Here is an 18,743-nt window from a genome sequence, read left to right on the forward strand (position 1 = left end):
GTCGTAGAATTGGCGCCGGTGTCGGAGCGGGGGTAGGGCCCGCCTTCCGTCGACGGCGCTTGACCCAAGGCCCCGAGAGGGCCTTTTTTCTTGCCCGCAGCGGGTCTCGACCCCGTGAGATGAATAGATCGGAACGAAGCAATGTCGAAGGAAATGACCGGCGCAGAAATGGTTGTCGAAGCCCTGAAGGATCAGGGCGTCGAGATTATTTTCGGCTATCCGGGCGGCGCGGTGCTTCCGATCTATGACGTGCTCTTCCATCAGGAGCGGGTGAAGCACATTCTCGTGCGCCACGAACAGGGCGCGGCGCATGCGGCCGAAGGCTATGCGCGCTCTTCCGGCAAGGTCGGCGTGCTGCTCGTCACCTCCGGCCCCGGCGCCACCAATACGGTGACGGGCCTCACCGACGCGTTGATGGACTCGATCCCCGTGGTCTGCATCACCGGACAGGTGCCGACGCATCTCATCGGCTCCGACGCATTCCAGGAATGCGACACGGTCGGCATCACGCGCCACTGCACCAAGCACAATTATCTCGTCAAGAACGTCGCGGATCTGCCGCGCATTCTGCACGAGGCGTTTTATGTCGCGCGTTCCGGTCGTCCCGGCCCGGTGGTGATCGACATTCCCAAGGACGTGCAGTTCGCCCGGGGGGTCTATACGCCGCCGCGCGGGGCGCAGCACAAGACCTATCAGCCCAAGCTCGACGCCGACATGGAGCAGATCCGCGAGGCCGTGAAGCTGATGGCCGCCGCCAAGCGTCCGATCTTCTATACGGGCGGCGGCGTCATCAATTCCGGCCCCTCGGCCTCGACGCTGCTGCGCGAGCTCGTGAGCCTCACAGGCTTTCCGATCACCTCGACGCTGATGGGGCTCGGCGCCTATCCGGGTTCGGGCCAGAACTGGCTCGGCATGCTCGGCATGCACGGCACCTATGAAGCCAATAACGCCATGCATGACTGCGATCTGATGATCGCGGTCGGCGCGCGTTTCGACGACCGCATCACCGGCCGCCTCGACGCTTTCTCGCCGGGCTCGAAGAAGATCCACATCGACATCGACCGCTCGTCGATCAACAAGAACGTCAAGGTCGATCTCGCCATCGTCGGCGATTGCGCCCACGTGCTGGAAGCGCTGGTGCGCACCTGGCGCGCCGAGGCGATGCACGCCGAGAAGCAGCCGCTCGATCATTGGTGGGCGCAGATCGACGACTGGCGCGGCAAGAAGTCGCTCGCCTTCCGCAATTCCGATACGACGATCAAGCCGCAATACGCCGTGCAGCGCCTCTATGCGCTGACCAGGGATCGCGACGTCTATATTACGACCGAGGTCGGCCAGCACCAGATGTGGGCCGCCCAGCATTATCATTTCGACGAGCCCAACCGCTGGATGACGTCCGGCGGCCTCGGCACGATGGGCTACGGCCTGCCCGCGGCGATCGGCGCGCAGCTCGCGCATCCCAATGCGCTCGTCATCGACATCGCCGGCGAAGCCTCGATCCTGATGAACATCCAGGAGATGTCGACGGCGATCCAGTATCGTCTGCCGGTGAAGATCTTCATCTTGAACAACGAATATATGGGCATGGTCCGCCAATGGCAGGAGCTTCTGCACGGCGGCCGCTATTCGCACAGCTATTCGGAGGCGCTGCCGGATTTCGTGAAGCTCGCGGAAGCCTTCGGCGGCAAGGGCGTTCGCTGCTCGGACCCGAAGCTTCTCGACGCGGCGATCCAGGAGATGCTCGACTACGACGGGCCGGTGATCTTCGACTGCCTCGTCGACAAGGTCGAAAACTGCTTCCCGATGATCCCCTCCGGCAAGGCGCACAACGACATGCTGCTCGCCGATCTCTCCGACGACGCCGGCGTCGACATCGGGGCGATCATCGACGAAAAGGGCAAGATGCTGGTGTGACGCGGCCGCGTCACGTGGAAATTCTGGCCGTCATGCGGGCCGCGGGCGGAAACGCTGGATTGCTTCGCTCCGCCCGCCATGACGGCGTAAAGACAGGTCGATCATGAACGCTCCCGCCACGCCGCCTTCTCCCTATTCCGCCTCGACGAGCAATTCGAAAGTCGAGTCGCATACGCTTTCCGTGCTCGTCGACAATGAGCCCGGCGTGCTCGCGCGCGTCGTCGGCCTGTTTTCGGGGCGGGGCTACAACATCGAGAGCCTTACCGTCGCCGAGGTCGCCCATGCCGAGCATCGCTCGCGCATCACCATCGTGACCTCCGGCGCGCCCGAAACCATCGACCAGATCCATCACCAGCTCGAGCGCATCGTCCCGGTGCGGCAGGTCACCGATCTCACCGTCTCCAAGCGCTCGCTCGAGCGCGAACTGGCGATGGTCAAAGTGCGCGGCCGCGGCGAGGATCGCACCGATGCGCTGCAACTCGCCGAAGCCTTCCGCGCCCGCGTCGTCGACGCCACGACCGAGAGCTTCATTTTCGAATTGACCGGCCGGCCCGACAAGATCGACGAATTCGTCGATCTGATGCGTCCTATCGGCCTCGTGGAGGTCTCGCGCACGGGCGTCGCGGCGATTTCGCGCGGGCCCGAGCCGATCTAAAGCTTGCCCTTCCCATCCCGGCCGTGCGGCGGAAAGAGCCGAAGCCGCCCTCCAATGCGGGTGCGGCGTTGCGCGCTTTCCCTTTGGCGCGCAGGCGGAGGAGGGACAGGGGGCTTTGACCTTCGGGGCGCCCCCGCGTAAAAGGGCCGCGATATTCATGACGTCACGCAAGGGCGGTCCCGTCATCCGCCACGCCACCAGAGACCCAGGGGAACGACAGGAAATGCGCGTTTACTACGATCGGGACGCCGACATCAATTTGATCAAGGGCAAGAAGGTCGCCATCATCGGCTACGGCAGCCAGGGCTTCGCTCACGCCCTCAATCTCAAGGAAAGCGGCGTTCCCGAGGTCGCGGTCGGCCTGCGTTCCGGCTCCGCCTCCGCCGCCAAGGCCGAAGCCGCCGGCCTCAAAGTGATGTCGGTGCCGGAGGCCGCCAAATGGGCCGACGTCGTCATGATGCTGACGCCCGACGAACTGCAGGGCGAGATCTACGCCAATGAGCTGGCCCCCAATCTCAAGCAGGGCGCGGCGCTCTTCTTCGCGCATGGCCTCAACATCCACTTCAATCTCATCGAGCCGCGCAAGGATCTCGACGTGCTGATGGTCGCTCCCAAGGGCCCCGGCCATACGGTGCGCGGCGAATATTTGAAGGGCGGCGGCGTGCCCTGCCTCGTCGCCGTGCATCAGGACGCCTCCGGCAACGCCAAGGACATCGCGCTCTCCTATGCGTCCGCCATCGGCGGCGGCAAGGCCGGCATCATCGAGACGACCTTCCGCGAGGAATGCGAGACCGATCTCTTCGGCGAGCAGGTCGTGCTCTGCGGCGGCCTCGTGGAACTGATCCGCAACGGCTTCGAGACGCTGGTCGAGGCCGGCTATGCGCCGGAGATGGCCTATTTCGAGTGCCTGCACGAGGTGAAGCTCATCGTCGACCTCATCTATGAGGGCGGCATCGCCAACATGAATTATTCGGTCTCCAACACGGCTGAGTATGGCGAGTACGTCACCGGCCCGCGCATCATCACGCCCGAGACCAAGGCCGAGATGAAGCGCGTTCTCGAGGACATTCAGTCCGGCAAATTCACCCGCGACTGGATGCTCGAGAACAAGGTCAACCAGACCTCCTTCAAGGCGACCCGCGCCCGCAACGCCGCGCATCCGATCGAGGACGTCGGCGCGCGCCTGCGCGCGATGATGCCCTGGATCGGCAAGAACAAGCTTGTCGACAAAGAGCGTAACTGATCCCATCATAAGACTATGCGGCGCGCAGCGGGCAGGGCGCGCGCGCCGCCGATTTGGCGAATTGTTTTCAGGGCGGGGGATGGCGACATGCCGGTTGAGGGGAACCGAGCTGTCGCGCTGAGCGCGACCGACATACGCTTCATCATCGCGGAAATGCTCGATTGCCGGATGCGCCGGCACTATGACCGTTTCGTCTCCTTCGTCGACCCGGCCGTCGTGCTGTCCTGCCACAGCTGGCGCGAGGGCATGATCGGTCCCGGCGTTTGGAACGGCGTCGAGGGTCTGCGCGACCTTTTCCGTCGCACGGACGAAAATTACCTGCCCGGCGATCATGAGATCATCGACATTCTGGTGGATGGCGATCAGGCGGCGGTGCGCTGGCGCGCCGACTGGCGTCGGCATGAAAACGGGCGGGTCTATACCAATGACGCCGCGCATTTTCTCCGGTGGAGCAACGGCCGCGTCGTCGAAATGCACGAGTTTTTCGACGCTTATTGCCAGCCGGCGCCCGCCTCCGTCGGTCTCCCCTCTTTCGAAGCGCTGCTGACGCCGCGGCAGCCCGGCGTGCGGCGCGAGGAAATGGAGCGCTGCGCGCGCCGCCTGCTGCAACTGGAGACGGGGCGCCCCGAACCGGACCTCGTCCGCAAATGGTGCTCGCCCGATATTGCCTGCGTTTTTGCAGGCGATCGAGCCCGACTGCCTTACGCCGGGAGCCATAAGGGCCTCGACGCGCTTTTGGGAATCATACGGGCGGTTCATGTGGATTTCGAGCAGCGGGCGCTTGGGCTGTCGAAGATCCTGATCGAGGACGCGCGCGCCGCCTGTTGGCGACAGGTCGAGTGGCGTCACCGCGGCACCGGCCGGACCGGCGTCTGCGAGCTCGCGGATTTCGTGCGGTTCGACAACGGACTGATCGCCGAACTGACCGAATTTCGCGATACGGTCTCGCTGGTGCGGATGCAGGACTGACAGACAGCCGCGCGGATCGCGCGCCGGTTGGGAAACAAAGTGTCGACAACCCGGGATGCAGGGGCTCTAATGCTCCCAAAAACAATCCTGAAGCGCTGCCTGGCGGCGCGTGAGGAGGGGGCAGAGTGGCGATGTATGACTTGGGCGGGCCGGCTGATCGTGCTGTCGAGAAGGAGACGCGCCGGCGCGTTCACGAGCTGATCCACGCGCGCATGTCGGGCGACGCCGAGGCGTTCCTGAAATTTTTTGTCGAGGATGTGGAGCTGCGGCATAACTGCGCCAAGGTCACGCCTTATCCCGCCGGCGCGTGGTCGGGGCGCGACGCGCTCCGGGAGGATATGAGGCGCGCGGACATCGAATTCGAGCCGCTCGACGCCGAGATTCTGGACGTGCTGGTCGAGGGCGACCGCACGGCCGTGCGCTGGCGGGGGAGCTGGCGTCGCCGCGGCTCGGGCGGGGTGCTTTGCAAGGATCTGGCGCATTTTCTGCGCTGGCGGAACGGCCGCGTCGCCGAGATGGACGAGTTCATCGACGATCATGCGCCCGAACGCGAGACGGGCGCGCGGTTGAGAAGCTTCGCGGAGATGCTCGAGCCCCCGCCGCCCTGTCTCAGCCGCGAGGAAATGGCGCGCCGCCTGATGGAGCTCGGCAATTTCTCGCGCGAGGGGCCGGACATCGATCTGTTTCGCGTCTATTGCGCCGCTGACGTCGTGTGCGAATTCGTCGGCGATCCGGCGACCATCTTCTACGCGGGTCGGCACGGCGGCGTCGACGCGCTGACGCGCATCATCGGCGCGATCAACGTCGACTTCGAGCAGGTGGGCGCGGCGACGCCGCGCATGATCGTCGACGGCCGGGCCGTCGCCGCGCGCCGCGCGGTGGAATGGCGTCATCGCGGCACGGGCCGGCGCGGCATTGTCGAACTCGCCGACTTCGTGCGCTTCGAGAATGGGCGGATCGTCGAACTGGTCGAATTCCGCGACAGCGTCGCCGTCCTGCAGCTGCAGGGCTGACCGCAGGGACATGACCGGCCTCGCCTACCATCTCGTCGACGTCTTCACCGATCGCCGATTTAGCGGCAATCCGCTCGCGATCGTCGAGGGCGCCGACAGGCTGTCGGCGGAAGCGATGCGCGCCGTCGCGCGGGAGTTCAATTTAAGCGAGACGGTGTTCCTGTGCGAACCGCGCGACCCCGTCCACAGCGCCCGCCTGCGCATTTTCACGCCCGAGCGGGAGCTGCCCTTCGCGGGCCATCCGACGATCGGGACGGCTGCGCTGCTCGCCGAGACCCGCGCCGGCGACGCTCTGGCCCGCCATGGCGTCGTCGTCGCGCTGGAGGCCGACGTCGGCCTCTTGCGCTGCGAGGCCTTGCGCGGGCGCAGCGGCGTCGCTTACGCCGAATGCGCGCTGCCCATGACGCCCCGCCAGGCCGGGCCGGCCCCTACGGCGGCGGCCCTCGCCGCCGCTTTATCGCTCCAGCCCGCTGACATCGGCTTCGACGCCCATGTCCCGAGCGCCTTCGCGGCGGGGCCCGCCTTCGTCTTCGCGCCCATAGGCTCCCGCGCCGCGCTCGACCGCGCCCGCCGCGCGCCCGCCGCCTTTGCGGCCGCGCTCGGCGACGCCGCCGGGGTCTTCCTCTACACGCGGGAGACCGTCGATCCGGCCGCCGCCGTGCACGCGCGCATGCTGGCGCAGGGGCTCGGCTTCGAGGAAGACCCGGCGACGGGGTCGGCCGCCGCCGCCTTCGCCGCCGTGGCGCTCGCCTTCGAACGCCCCAGGGATGGCGAGCATGAAGTGTTCATCGAACAGGGCTACGCCATGGGGCGGCCCTCGCGCATCACCCTGCGCATGCGGGTTGAAAACGGCGCGTTGGCGGGCGTTGCGATCGGCGGCCAGGTCATGCGCGTCGGCGAGGGGAGGCTGCGTCTTTGACGGATGAGCCGAGCTTCCTGGCGATCGACCGCCTGGATTGCCGCCTGGTCTCGCACGACTGGGCCTTCGCCCGAGAGGCGGCGGAGCCGATTGCGCGTCACTGGGCCGCGCGATGCGCCGTCAACCCCACGCTCTATGACGGGCCGGTGCTGCTCGCTTGTCGCGTCGCCGTCGAGACCGAGGCGGGTTCGAGCGCGTTGAAACTCGACGCCTTCGAGACGCGCTTTTCGCATTTCCTCGCCTGGCGGGATTTCGGCTGGCCAGACGCCACCGTGCATAATTGCTTCGCCATGCCGGCGGTGCGCTCGAGCGACGGCGCCTATCTTCTGGGCGAAATGGGCCCGGGCCATTCCGCCGCGGGACAGCGTTACTTCCCCGCCGGCACCCCCGATCTCGACGACGTGCTCCCGGGCGGCGTCGTGGATCTGCCGGGGAGCCTCTGGCGCGAGCTTGCCGAGGAGACCGGCCTGCCCGCCGCCGAGGGGGTCGCCGCAGAGGGCTGGACGGTCATTTTCGATCGCCAGCGCGTCGCCTGCATCAAGCGCATCGACTGGCCGGAGCCGGCCGAAGCGCTCCGCGCCCGCGTCCGCGCTCATCTCGCCGCCGAGGCCGCGCCGGAGCTTTGCGACGCCCATCTTTTGGCGCCGGGGCGCTACGACGATCCCCGCCTGCCGACCTTCATGTCGGCCTTTCTCGCGCGCGCCGCCGAGACGGGCTGAATTTTCCGCGCGCTTTAGTGTAAATTGCCGTCCATGACACGACCGCAACCTCTTGGCCCGACGCCGGCGCCGACGCCCGGCGGCGCCGACGAGCGCATTGTCGCCGTTCGGGCGGCTCTGGCTGGCCGCGCCCTCGTCTTCGTCGGCATGATGGGCTCGGGCAAGAGCGCCATCGGCCAGCGCCTCGCCGCCCGCCTCGGCCTCCCCTTCGTCGACGCCGACGCCGAGATCGTCGCGGCGGCCGCGGGCATGACCATTCCCGAAATTTTCGCCAAATATGGCGAGCGCTATTTCCGCGACGGCGAACGCCGCGTCATCATGCGCCTCCTCAACAGCGGCCAGATCGTGCTCGCCACCGGCGGCGGCGCCTTCATGGACCCCCGCACCCGCGAGCGGATCGGCGAGCGCGGCGTCTCGATCTGGCTCGACGCCGACTTGAAGACGCTGATGAAGCGCGTGCGTCGCAAGAACGACAGGCCGCTCCTGCATACGGACGATCCCGAGGAGACCTTGCGCCGCCTGCTCGAAACCCGCCGGCCGCTTTATGAACTCGCCGACATTCGCGTCGAATCGCACGACGAGCCGCAAGACGTCATGGTGGAGGCGACGCTCGACGCCTTGATCGCCGAATTGCCGCGTCTCAACGCCACGCGCCGCGCCGCCCACAAGAAGGATTTCGCCAAGGCCATGACCCACCTCAATCTCGAGCGCATTCAGGCGGACCAGGGCGCGACCCATCGCGAGAGCGTCCATGTCGCGCTCGGCGGGCGCTCTTACGACATTCTCATCGGCGCGGGCCTTCTGGAGGAGGCGGGCGATCATATTTCCACTGTCGCGCCGGGGGCCGCCTGCGCGATCGTGACGGACGAAAACGTCGCGCGGCTGCATTTGCCCACGCTGGAAGAAAGCCTGTCGAAGGCGGGCGTTCGCCATAAGACGATCATCGTCAAGCCCGGCGAGGGCTCGAAGTCGCTCGCAACCTTCGGACGCGTCTGCGACGAGGTCCTGGCGGCGAAGATCGAGCGGCGCGATCTCATTGTCGCCTTCGGGGGCGGCGTCGTCGGCGACCTTGCGGGCTTTGTCGCAGCGAGCGTCAGGCGTGGCTCGCGCTTCGTGCAGATCCCGACGACGCTGCTTTCGCAGGTCGATTCGTCGGTCGGCGGCAAGACGGGGATCAACTCCGTTCACGGCAAGAATCTCATCGGCGCCTTTCACCAGCCCGCGCTGGTGCTCGCCGACGTCGACGTGCTGCGCACCCTGCCGCTGCGCGAATTTCGCGCCGGATACGCCGAGGTCGTGAAATACGGACTGATCGGCGACAAGCGCTTCTTCGAATGGCTCGAGGCGGACGCCGAGGCGGTGTTCCACAGCCGCGCCGAGCAGATTTGCGCCGTCGCGGTGAGCTGCGAGACCAAGGCCGCCATCGTCGGACGCGACGAGACGGAGCAGGGCGACCGCGCGCTGCTCAATCTCGGCCACACATTCGGCCACGCCTTCGAGCTTCTTGCGGGCTATGACAGCGAGCGCCTCGTGCATGGCGAGGGCGTCGCCATCGGCATGGCCTGCGCCGCACGTTTTTCGGCGCGTCTCGGGCTGTGCGCGCCGCAGGACGCCGAGCGCGTCGCGCGCCATCTCGCAAGCGTCGGCCTGCCGACGGAGATTCGCCAGATTCCCGGCTGGCGCGACGACGCGCAGGCCGTTCTCGCCGCCATGTATCAGGACAAGAAAGTCGAGGGCGGCGCGCTGACCTTCATCCTGATGCGCGGCGTCGGCGAGGCGTTCATCGCCAAATCCGTCGAGCCCGCAGAGGCGCTGGGCTTCCTGAAAGACGAACTCGCGCGGTAACGAACATGCATGGGCTTGGAACCGGCGGCGCGGCGTTCGAGTGGTCCGATGTGCTGATCGTCATTCTCTGCGTTTTGCTCTCCGCCTTTTTTTCGGGGTCGGAGACGGCGCTGACGGCCGCCTCCCATGCCCGGATGCATACGCTGGAGAAGGAGGGCGACCGGCGGGCCGGCGCCGTCAACCGCCTGCTGCGCCAACGAAACCGCATGATCGCCGCGCTGCTGCTCGGCAGCACGCTCGTCAATATCGGCGGCTCCGCCTTCACGACGAGCGTGCTCACCGCCATCGCAGGGGAAAATGGCGCGGTCTACGCCACGATCCTGATGACCGTGCTGCTGCTCGTTTTCGCCGAAGTGCTGCCAAAGACCCTCGCGATCAACTACCCCGACGCGATGTCGCTCAAGGTCGTGCGCTTCATCACGCCCTTCGTCTCGATCTTCGGGCCGCTGCTGGCCGCGGTCGAATGGATCGTGCGCTGGGTCTTGAGCCTTGCGGGCGTCGAGCTCGGCCACGGCCGCACCATGCTCTCCCCCTATGAAGAGCTCAAGGGCGCGGTCGACATTCTGCATGAAGAGGGCAATGTCGAGCGGGCGGCGCGCGACATGTTCGGCGGCGTGCTCGACCTGCAGGTCCTGCATGTCGCGGACGTGATGATTCACCGCACCAAGATGCGCACGATCGACGCCGATCTGCCGCCCGTTCAGATCGTGCGGGAAGTCTTATCCTCGCCCTTCACCCGCATGCCTTTGTGGCGCGAGCGGCCGGATAATTTCGTCGGCGTGCTGCATTCGAAGGATCTGCTGCGCGCCCTCGACGCCGCGGGCGGCGACGCCTCCAAGATCAAGATCGACGAGGTGATGTTCGCCCCCTGGTTCGTGCCCGAGGCGACGACGCTCGAGGACCAGCTCGAGGCCTTCCTCAAGCGCAAGACGCATTTCGCGCTCGTCGTCGACGAATATGGCGAGGTGATGGGCCTCGTCACGCTCGAGGACATTCTCGAGGAGATCGTCGGGGACATCCGTGACGAGCACGATCTCGCGGTGCAGGGCGTGCGCCCGCAGCCGGACGGCTCGGTGCTCGTCGACGGCGCGGTGCCGGTAAGGGACCTCAACCGCGTCATGGCCTGGAGCCTGCCGGACGAGGAGGCGACGACCATCGCCGGCCTCGTCATCCACGAAGCCGGCGCCATTCCGGACGCGGGACAGGTGTTCACCTTCCACGGCTTCCGCTTCGAAGTGATGCGCAAGATCAGAAACCGCGTCACCGCGCTGCGCGTGACCCCGCATGAGCCTGGCGACGACTGAACCCCGCTCAGATTTCCGCTGTGAGGGTCGCGCGCAGGCCGTCGGACTCGTAGGCGAAGTCAATGTCGCCGCCAAACTGGCGCGCCAGCACCGACTTCATGAGATACTGTCCGACGCCCGTGCGCTGAGGCTCGGAGACGGGAGGGCCGCCACGCTCTTTCCACTCGACCCGGAGCCGACGCCCTTCGCTGTCCGCGACGCGCCAGTCGACGGAAATTCGTCCGGCCTCGGCGGAGAGCGCGCCGTGGCGTTCGGCGTTGGACAGAAGCTCGTGCAGGGCCATGCCCAGCGCCAGCGCGACCTCGGAACGCAACTCCACGTCGTCGCCCGAGAGCGCGACGCGGTCGCGCAGACCGGGGCTGTCGGCGGCGAGCGCCGTCGTCACCAATTCGCGCATCGGCGTCTCGGTCCAGGATTTCTTGACGAGCAGCGTGGAGAGGCGGCTCAGGCACTGGATGCGGTCTGAAAAACTGTTCCTGAAACAGGAGAAGTCGGTCGCCGTGCGCGCGGTGATGTTGGCGATGCCCTGGATCATCGCCAGCGAATTGTTCACGCGGTGGTGCAACTCCATGTTCATGCTGCGCCGATGCTCCTCGGCGCTCTTGATCTCGTCGATGTCGGTGACGGCGATGATCGCGGCGATGATGGCGCCGCGTTCGTTGCGGATCGGCGATCCGACAATGTTGATCCAGCCCCAGCTGCCGTCGCCGCGCTGATGACGGCACTCGAGGACGGGCTTTTCCTCGCCGGCGAGGGCGCGGGCGAGCGGATATTCATCCGGCGTGACCGGCTCGCCGTTTTCATGCACGGCGACCCAATGCCGATATTGGCCGACGGTTTCAGAATAGATGACCGGGCCGCGGCGGATCGCCTCGAGCGCCTTGTTGCCTTCCAGAATGCGGCCGCTCGGCGCTTCCGCCAAAAGGACGCCCACCGGAAGCGCGTCGATGATCGCCCGCAGCTGGTTGTTGAATCCGTTCGCGCCGCCGCCGCGGATGACCTCTGCGTTGAGCTGCGTCAGCAGCGCGCGCTTGCGGCGCAACCGCTGCTCGAACTCGTCGAGCGTGCGGGCGATGTCGTCGACGTCGGCGACTCCCGTCGCGACCCAGCCGGGCTGGGCGCCCGCCTTGAGGCGGTGCGCCATCTCCGCAAGCCTGTGCGTGGCGGCGGCGGTACGGCGGCGATCCTGGTCGAGGCGAAAAAGCGCATAGACGGAGCCGGCGAAGACGATCGCCAGCCCGAGCGCCGCCGCGTCGGAGAACCAAGAATCTGCGGAAACTGACGAAAGTTGCGCCGCGAGCGCCGCTCGCGCGCCAAAAACGAAAAATGCGTCCAGCAAAACGGCGACGCCAGAAATTCGCCGCAGGACCTGTGTGTCCACTCACTTCCTCCGCGCGCGCGACAGACGCCAGGATCGCCGCCGCCACGAATCCCAGGGGCTAAATCTTAGGCTGAAACCAGCCACGCCTTCGCCAAGTTCCACAGCAAGGCGAAAGTGGGAGAATTTTTTTTTAACGGCTCTAAAGCGCCTTGGTGCTCTTGCGAGCGGCAAGGCCCGTCATCGTCGGATCGTAGTCGATCTCATGCACGCCCTTGAGCCCCAGATGTTCGGCGAGCTTGGCCCGGGCGCGGTTCAGTCGGCTTTTCACCGTGCCCACGGCGATGTTGCAGACCTGCGCCGCCTCCTCGTAGGACAATTCGGTGATGCCGATCATCAGCAAGATTTCCCGGTGCTCGGGCGCCAGTTTATTGAGCGCCTTCTGGACGTCCTGCATCGTGACGTTGGATTCCTGCCCCCCCTTCACCGGGATCTGCTCGGCGAGGACATTGTCGCTGTCCTGCACCTCGCGCGACCGCTTGCGATATTGAGAGAAATAGGTGTTGCGCAGGATGGTGACCAGCCAGGCGCGAAAATTCGTGCCGGGCTCGAAGCTGTCGGCGTGCGACCACGCCTTCACGAGCGTATCTTGGACGAGGTCGTCGGCCACGCTATATGACCCCGAAAGAGAGATGGCGAAGGCGCGCAGGTAGGGAATCTGCGCCACCATCTGCTCTCCGAATGCAGCGTCAGTCATTTCTTCTCACGCTGTTTGGCTTCGAGCTGGGCGAGCAGCACGACGAATTTGTCCGGGATTGGCTGTTGAATGAGGTCGTCGCAGAATGAGCGCAGAACCCGCCCCAATTGCTCCTGAATGTGGGGCTCCAGAAAGGCCACATCGACGCCGTCGACTTGATCGTCGCCATGCGCGTCGCCCGCTTCCCGCGGCGGTGAAACCTTTCTTTCTTCCTGCTCGTTTTCCTGCGTCATCTACAGCCCCAAGAACCCGCGCCTTATTTGACGGTGTCCTAGCTAAGCGCCCTCGCTCCAGGCGCCTAAATAGGCAACACCGGGAAGGCTGGATCGTTCCAGTTCGAAAAAGTGGATTTCTAACCCGGCGCGGCGTATTGCTCAACCGCGCCAGCAGACTCTCACAAGATCGCAGGGTGCCGTCATGAATATCTCCCGAGAGATCGCTCCGCATCTCCCCTATCTTCGCCGTTTCGCGCGCGCGCTCTGCGGTTCGCAGAAGAGCGGCGACGCTTATGTCGTCGCGACGCTCGAGGCGCTCATCGCGGATATTGACGCCTTCCCGCCGAATATGTCGGCCAAGGTCGGCCTCTACCATCTTTTCATGCGCTGCTGGTCGTCCATCACGCTCAATGTCGAGGATAGGCCCGACGACGAGGTGACGCCCGCCGAGCGGAATGTGAGCCTGCTGACGCCGCGCTCGCGTCAGGCGTTCTTGCTGCGCACCGTCGAAGGCTTTTCAATCGAGGACGTCGCCGACATTCTCTCCGTCACGCCTCAGGAGGTGGAGACTCTGATCGCGCAGGCGGGACGCGAGATCGCCGAGCGCGTCGCGACCGACGTGCTCATCATCGAGGACGAAGCGCTCATTGCCCAGGACATCGAATTCATCGCCCGCGATCTCGGCCACAACGTCATCGGCGTCGCCCGCACCCACAGGGAGGCGGTGGACCTTGCCCGCGGCCATCGTCCAGGCCTCATCCTCGCCGACATTCAACTCGCGGACGGCAGCTCGGGCCTCAATGCGGTCAATGAGATGCTCGAGACCTTCGACTGCCCGGTCATCTTCATCACGGCCTTCCCCGAGCGGCTGCTCACCGGAGAGCGGCCCGAGCCGGCCTTTCTCATCAGCAAGCCTTACAAGGTCGATACGGTGAAGGCCACGATCAGCCAGGCGCTGTTTTTCGAACGCAAGGCGACGCGCGTCGCCTGAAATGAGCGGCCGAACGCGGGCCGGCGGCGTTGACGCTTTTTTGGGCTGGAACATCGTCGGCGAGCGCGCGTTCTCCCGTAACGCTGGAGGCAAGCCCCGAGGAGGCGCGAGATGCCCTTGAATGTCTCAGAGAGCAGCGACACCGAACGCGTGTCGCTAAATACGCCGAGCGATCTGTCCGAGGAAGCGACGGCCGTGGTCGCGGAACGGATCAACCGGCTGGTCGCCGACGCCTACGTGCTTTACGTCAAGACAAAGAATTTCCACTGGCACGTGAGCGGGCCGAATTTCCGGGACTTCCACGAGATGCTCGACGAGCAGAGCGAGCAGATCCTGGAGTCGATCGATCCTCTCGCCGAGCGGGTGCGCAAGCTCGGCCAGCCGACGCTGCGCTCGCTCAATCAGATCCTGCAGCTGGCGTCGCTCAGCGAAAACGAGAAAGACTTCGTCTCGCCTTATGAGATGCTGGTCGAGCTGATGAACGACAACATCGCCATCGCCAAGTCGATGCGCGAGGCGCACGGGATCTGCGACGATTGGGACGATATCGCAACAGCGAGCCTGATCGAGCAATATCTCGACGAAACCGAAAAGCGCACCTGGTTCCTCTTCGAGGCGGCGCGCGCCGCCGACGCTGGCGGGCACTGAGGCCGACTTGCGGAGGCCTTGCAAAGCCGCATAAGTTTCCGCCGAGTCGCTTTGTCGCCCCTCGTGGCGGCGAAGCGGCGTCGGAAAGAGAAAAATGGCGGAACCCGAAAACCTTCTGGGCACTGTTACGTCTCATTATGCGGCGGCGCGCGGGTTTCTCTCGCGCCTGTCGTCCTTCGTCGCGCGCGTCACCTTCAAGATCCCGAAGGGCGCGACGCCCGGCGAGACGATCGACGAACTGGGGCGGCGATGGACGCTTGACGAAGAGGAGCGGCTGACGCTGCATATCCTCGTGCGCGACAAGCCGGGCGTCGCCTTCTTCGATGAAAAGATCCAAAGCATCAACCGCGCGGCGTTTCACCGTTCCGCCTTCGCGCTCAATGCGGCGACGCAGCTCCTCTTCGTGGACGTGGCCGCACAGCTCTATGTGTCTCTGCCGCAGCTCAAGCTCGGCCTTTTCGCGGCCAATGCGCTGCTTGCGCTCGTCGCCCATTTCGAGATCAAGCAGCTTTTGCGCGCGCTGATCGCCGGGCCCAACGCCTTGCCGCCCAAGCGGCGCTTCTTCGGGCTCTTCCCCAATCCCGACTATAACCGGGCGGTCAAAAAGAACTCGCGCCACTATGCGCGCAGCGCCTGGAAGGAGAAATCGCTTTATCGGCCCGCCTATTTTCTCAACGCCGCATCCATCTTCATTGGCGCTCAGTTCATCGTGCCGCCGGAGCGCATCATTTTTCCCTTCGGTTTCCTCATCGCCAAGACCACAGGCCTGTTCACGACGCTCGTGATGATCTTCGACGTTTGGCGCGGCGTTCGCGCGGGCGAGGACGCGCGGCTGGCGCGCGAGCGGGAAATCGCCGTCTACCGCGACCTCGATATTTGACCTCGCTGAAACGCGGCGCCGTCCGTTTATTTTCGGCTGGGTTCCCTCGAGCGTTCAGCTTGGTTTAAGTTGGCCGCCTCGAAAAACGGGGGCCACATGTTCACAAATTCCATCAGACGAAAAATCATGGGCATCGCCCTGGCGTTGATCGTGCTGATGGCGCTGACCTCGGTCCTGTCTCTCGTCATGGTGCGCCGCGTCGGCGACCGCTTCGATGAGCTCACGGCGGTCCATGTCCCGGCTTATGGCAGTCTGGCGCGGGCGCATATCAGATCGCTGGAGCGGGCGCTGGCGCTGCGTCGCTTAGTCATCGAAACGCTGGCGCCCACGCTGGACGCGACCAATTTCGAGGAGACGAAGAAGACCTTCCTCGCCAAGGGACTCGAGGTCGAGCGCGAGGTCGCTGCGGCCCGCGCGTCAATGGCGGCTCTGATCGGCGAGGGCGGCAGCTTCGAAGATCAAAAGGCCTTCGTGCGGCTCGACAGCCGCCTCGAGGCGCTGATGACTGGGCCGCGTCGCTTTCTCAACGAGGAAATCGCCCGGCTCCTCGCCGCGATAGAGGCCAAAGACCAGCGCGCCGTCGCCGACGGCCTCGCGCGCGTCGATCATCTGCGCGACGAGGTGAACGCTCAGTTCGAGGCCATTCGCGCCGAGATGCTCGTGCTTCTGCGCGCCGACGGCAGGGCGACGCTGGAGACGCAGCAGCACGTCATGTGGGTCGCGGCCGTCGTCACCCTGCTCGCGGCGGCGCTCGGCGTGGTCTTCTCGACGCTGGTGAGCGACGGCGTCACGGGCCCGGTGCGGCGTCTGCTGGAAGGCGCGCGCGCGGTCGAAGCCGGGCGGCTCGACCACGAGGTGGCGGTCACGACCCATGACGAGATCGGCCATCTTACCCACGCCTTCAACCAGATGGTCGAGCAGCTGCGCCAGAAGGCGCGCATTCTCGACACTTTCGGCCATTACGTCGATCCGCGCGTGGTGCAGGGGCTGATCGACAGGTCTGCGCTCGGCGCCGACGGCCAGCGCCGCGTCATGACCGTGCTGTTCTGCGACGTCGCGGGCTTCACCGGCACGAGCGAACGCATGACGCCGCAGGGCCTCGTCAAAATTCTCAACAGCTATTTTTCGACGATGTCGGCGCCGATCCGCGAGAACGACGGCGTCATCGACAAATATATCGGCGACGCGATCATGGCCTATTGGGGCCCGCCCTTCCATGCGGATGGCGACCAGACGCAGCTCGCCTGCGTCGCCGCCGCCGCGATGCTCGAGCGGCTTGAAAGCCTGCGGGCGAGCTTTCCGGAGCTCCTCGGCATGCGCAGCGCCCCCATCTCCTTCGACATACGCATCGGCGTCGCGACGGGGGAGGCGCTCGTCGGCAGCATCGGCTCCGAGCACATGATGAATTACACCGTCGTCGGCGACACGGTGAATTTCGCGTCGCGTCTGGAAGGCGCCTGCAAACATTATGGCGTGCGCGCGCTCGTCTGCGAGAGAACGGCGCGCGCGGCCGACGCCGTCGTCGAAACGCGGGAGATCGACCTCGTCGCCCTGGCCGGTCAGGAGAAGCCGGAACGCATCTTCGAAATCATGGGACGCAAGGGCGCGCTCTCGGCGGAGCAATCGGCGCTGCGGACGCGCTTTGCCGAGGGGCTCGTCGCCTATCGCGCCGGAGACTGGGACGCGGCGCGCTCCGCCTTTACAGCCGGTCTCTGCGCCGCGCCAGCAGACGGCCCGTCGCATCTCTTTCTGCGCAGGCTCGAGCAGATGTCGGCGGCGGCGCCCGCAGACGCCTGGGACGGCGCCTGGCGCCTCGATGAGAAATAGGCTGCACAGTTTGCTGGCGAAACGCCGCGCGGCGCGCCGCCGCGCCTGTCGTCCTGGATCACGCGTCGATCCGCGCGAAACGCGCCCGCCGCTCCAGATTGATCGGCCGCAGCGCGCGACGCGCGTCGCCCCAGGCCGTCCGGTCGCCGTCGCCGAAGGGCGGAAGGGCAAGAGGTTGCAACGTCTTCTTGGGTCTGGAGGGATTGGCGCTGAGGCGCATGATCGACGTGCGCGTGATGGAGTCGGCCGTCCTGGGCTTGTCGAGCATTGCGTCGTCCTCTCCCGGCGCAACGTCGCGCCGCACGACAACCTTGCTTATCTCGTGCCAGATTGCGCAGCCGTTTTCGGCCGATAGCCGCGCAGGCGAAACGCGCCGGCGACAAACGGCCGCATGGCTGCCTGCGCCTGTCGCGTAATCCCGAGATGACCGCAGGCTACAGGCGGCCGAGCAGCGCGAGGACGAGAACGATGGCGAGAACCGCGCCCACGACGCCGCCGGGGCCATAGCCCCACTCGGCGCTATAAGGCCAGGTCGGCAGTGAGCCGATGAGCAGCAGGATCAGCAGAACAACCAGAACCGTCGAGAGCATGGGCGTTTCTCCTAAAGCGGGCGGCCGCCGACCGGCGCAGCCCCCGCGCACGTCCGGCGTCCCTTGAACGCACGCGGCGCCTGTCAGCAGGTCCACACCCACTGCGCCCGCGGATAGTCGAATTGCCAGCAAATTCCCGGAGTGGCGTAGCCATAGACGCCGCTCCAGTCGCGGCGCATGTGCCGCCAATGCCCGCCGTAGCGCTGAACGTTGCCGAGCTGCCTTTCGCTTTCGTCCGCCTGGACCGGCGCGGCGAGAAGGAAAGGCGCGACGGCGGCGATGATCATGATCTTGTGCATGACGGCCTCCTTCGAGGCGAGGCGGTACGCCTTCCTCGGTCACGGAGCTGGCCTTTCCGAGCCAACCATGGCGATCTATCTGGAGGAGGCGCACAGCGGAGCAAGGCCATGTCGAGCAAGTCAGATTTTAGCCCGTCCGAATGGAAGAAGCTGGTCCAGTCGCCCTTGCTCGCGGGCTATGCGGTGAGCGCCGCCGATCCGAGCGGCTTCATCGGCTTGCTGCAGGAGGCCTTCGCGGCCGCGCGCATGCTCGCTGAGGCGCGCGCCGGGGCGGGCGACGCGCTGATCAAGAGCGTGGCCGAAGAGCTGCTCACGTCGAGCGGCCGCGCCGATGCGCGGGAAGGCGTGCGCACGATCGTTCAGGGCGCCGGTCTCGACGAGATCAAGCCTCGTGCGCTCGACGCCCTTCATCAAGTCGCCGCCGTCCTCGACGCGAAGGCCGGCGAGCATGCCGCCCCGTTCAAGTCATGGCTTCTCGACATCGCCCGCAAGGTCGCCGAAGCCGGACTCGAAGACACGTTTCTGGGCTTCGGCGGCATACGCATGAGCGAGACGGAAAAGGCGACGCTCGCGGAAATCACTCAGACGCTCGGTCTGGACGCGCCCGCCGCCTGACACGATCGGGCTGGCGAGCGCC

20 protein-coding genes are annotated in these 18,743 nt (G+C 65.8%); 14 read left to right on the forward strand and 6 right to left on the reverse strand.

Annotated elements, in window-relative coordinates; all coding sequences use genetic code 11:
* The first annotated feature begins 141 nt into the window (after positions 1–141).
* From ACETII_RS08955 to ACETII_RS08995, 9 genes are all read left to right on the forward strand, one after another.
* Positions 142–1,914: an acetolactate synthase 3 large subunit gene (locus ACETII_RS08955; protein ID WP_363350759.1), complete on the forward strand. Its 1,773-nt coding sequence runs from the start codon at positions 142–144 to the stop codon at positions 1,912–1,914.
* Between the two features lie 103 nt (positions 1,915–2,017).
* The gene (gene ilvN / locus ACETII_RS08960; protein ID WP_363350761.1) at positions 2,018–2,569 is read left to right on the forward strand and encodes an acetolactate synthase small subunit; all 552 of its coding nucleotides are present in this window, start codon (positions 2,018–2,020) and stop codon (positions 2,567–2,569) included.
* Positions 2,570–2,792: 223 nt separating this feature from the next.
* On the forward strand, positions 2,793–3,812 hold the full coding sequence (gene ilvC, locus ACETII_RS08965; RefSeq protein WP_363350763.1) for a ketol-acid reductoisomerase: 1,020 nt from the start codon (positions 2,793–2,795) through the stop codon (positions 3,810–3,812).
* 87 nt (positions 3,813–3,899) lie between these two features.
* Entirely contained in the window at positions 3,900–4,781 is an 882-nt protein-coding gene (locus ACETII_RS08970; protein ID WP_472787811.1) for a nuclear transport factor 2 family protein, read from the forward strand.
* 131 nt (positions 4,782–4,912) lie between these two features.
* On the forward strand, positions 4,913–5,794 hold the full coding sequence (locus ACETII_RS08975; protein ID WP_363351268.1) for a nuclear transport factor 2 family protein: 882 nt from the start codon (positions 4,913–4,915) through the stop codon (positions 5,792–5,794).
* Between the two features lie 10 nt (positions 5,795–5,804).
* Positions 5,805–6,713, forward strand: coding sequence for a PhzF family phenazine biosynthesis protein (locus ACETII_RS08980; protein ID WP_472787812.1), 909 nt, complete (start codon positions 5,805–5,807; stop codon positions 6,711–6,713).
* Positions 6,710–7,432, forward strand: a complete 723-nt coding sequence (locus tag ACETII_RS08985) for an NUDIX hydrolase (protein ID WP_472787813.1) — start codon at positions 6,710–6,712, stop codon at positions 7,430–7,432. Before ACETII_RS08980 ends, ACETII_RS08985 begins: the two co-directional genes overlap by 4 nt.
* Before the next feature lie 33 nt (positions 7,433–7,465).
* Positions 7,466–9,277 (forward strand): 3-dehydroquinate synthase, encoded by a 1,812-nt coding sequence (gene aroB, locus ACETII_RS08990; RefSeq protein ID WP_472787814.1) that lies wholly within the window; start codon positions 7,466–7,468, stop codon positions 9,275–9,277.
* Between the two features lie 5 nt (positions 9,278–9,282).
* Complete coding sequence (locus ACETII_RS08995) at positions 9,283–10,581, forward strand: HlyC/CorC family transporter (protein WP_363350773.1); 1,299 nt, start codon at positions 9,283–9,285, stop codon at positions 10,579–10,581.
* A gap of 7 nt (positions 10,582–10,588) precedes the next feature.
* Here ACETII_RS08995 and ACETII_RS09000 read toward each other — a convergent pair whose 3' ends face one another.
* The 3 genes from ACETII_RS09000 to ACETII_RS09010 all read right to left on the reverse strand — a co-directional run bounded on the left by ACETII_RS09000 (position 10,589) and on the right by ACETII_RS09010 (position 12,889).
* Positions 10,589–11,962 (reverse strand): HWE histidine kinase domain-containing protein, encoded by a 1,374-nt coding sequence (locus tag ACETII_RS09000; protein ID WP_363350775.1) that lies wholly within the window; start codon positions 11,960–11,962, stop codon positions 10,589–10,591.
* A gap of 139 nt (positions 11,963–12,101) precedes the next feature.
* A complete protein-coding gene (locus ACETII_RS09005; protein ID WP_363350777.1) occupies positions 12,102–12,656 on the reverse strand; it encodes a sigma-70 family RNA polymerase sigma factor in 555 nt (184 codons plus the stop codon).
* Entirely contained in the window at positions 12,653–12,889 is a 237-nt protein-coding gene (locus ACETII_RS09010) for a NepR family anti-sigma factor (RefSeq protein ID WP_363350779.1), read from the reverse strand. The genes ACETII_RS09005 and ACETII_RS09010 overlap by 4 nt, the downstream gene beginning before the upstream one ends.
* A 184-nt stretch (positions 12,890–13,073) precedes the next feature.
* Here ACETII_RS09010 and ACETII_RS09015 point away from each other — a divergent pair, with 184 nt between their 5' ends.
* The 4 genes from ACETII_RS09015 (at position 13,074) to ACETII_RS09030 (ending at position 17,217) form a co-directional block, all read left to right on the forward strand.
* A complete protein-coding gene (locus ACETII_RS09015) occupies positions 13,074–13,862 on the forward strand; it encodes a response regulator (protein ID WP_363350781.1) in 789 nt (262 codons plus the stop codon).
* A gap of 111 nt (positions 13,863–13,973) precedes the next feature.
* Positions 13,974–14,510: a Dps family protein gene (locus ACETII_RS09020; RefSeq protein WP_363350783.1), complete on the forward strand. Its 537-nt coding sequence runs from the start codon at positions 13,974–13,976 to the stop codon at positions 14,508–14,510.
* 94 nt (positions 14,511–14,604) lie between these two features.
* Positions 14,605–15,390, forward strand: coding sequence for a hypothetical protein (locus tag ACETII_RS09025; RefSeq protein ID WP_472787815.1), 786 nt, complete (start codon positions 14,605–14,607; stop codon positions 15,388–15,390).
* Positions 15,391–15,486: 96 nt separating this feature from the next.
* The gene (locus tag ACETII_RS09030; protein WP_472787816.1) at positions 15,487–17,217 is read left to right on the forward strand and encodes an adenylate/guanylate cyclase domain-containing protein; all 1,731 of its coding nucleotides are present in this window, start codon (positions 15,487–15,489) and stop codon (positions 17,215–17,217) included.
* Between the two features lie 58 nt (positions 17,218–17,275).
* Here ACETII_RS09030 and ACETII_RS09035 read toward each other — a convergent pair whose 3' ends face one another.
* From ACETII_RS09035 to ACETII_RS09045, 3 genes are all read right to left on the reverse strand, one after another.
* On the reverse strand, positions 17,276–17,485 hold the full coding sequence (locus ACETII_RS09035) for a hypothetical protein (protein WP_363350789.1): 210 nt from the start codon (positions 17,483–17,485) through the stop codon (positions 17,276–17,278).
* Between the two features lie 166 nt (positions 17,486–17,651).
* Positions 17,652–17,807, reverse strand: coding sequence for a DUF3309 family protein (locus ACETII_RS09040; RefSeq protein WP_363350791.1), 156 nt, complete (start codon positions 17,805–17,807; stop codon positions 17,652–17,654).
* An 83-nt stretch (positions 17,808–17,890) separates the two neighbouring features.
* Positions 17,891–18,106 (reverse strand): hypothetical protein, encoded by a 216-nt coding sequence (locus ACETII_RS09045; RefSeq protein ID WP_363350793.1) that lies wholly within the window; start codon positions 18,104–18,106, stop codon positions 17,891–17,893.
* A 108-nt stretch (positions 18,107–18,214) separates the two neighbouring features.
* On the opposite strand from ACETII_RS09045, the gene ACETII_RS09050 reads away from it, so the two are divergent.
* Positions 18,215–18,721 (forward strand): hypothetical protein, encoded by a 507-nt coding sequence (locus ACETII_RS09050; RefSeq protein WP_363350795.1) that lies wholly within the window; start codon positions 18,215–18,217, stop codon positions 18,719–18,721.
* The last annotated feature ends 22 nt before the right edge of the window (positions 18,722–18,743 follow it).

The sequence above is a fragment of the Methylocystis sp. NC52PC genome, assembly GCF_055698645.1.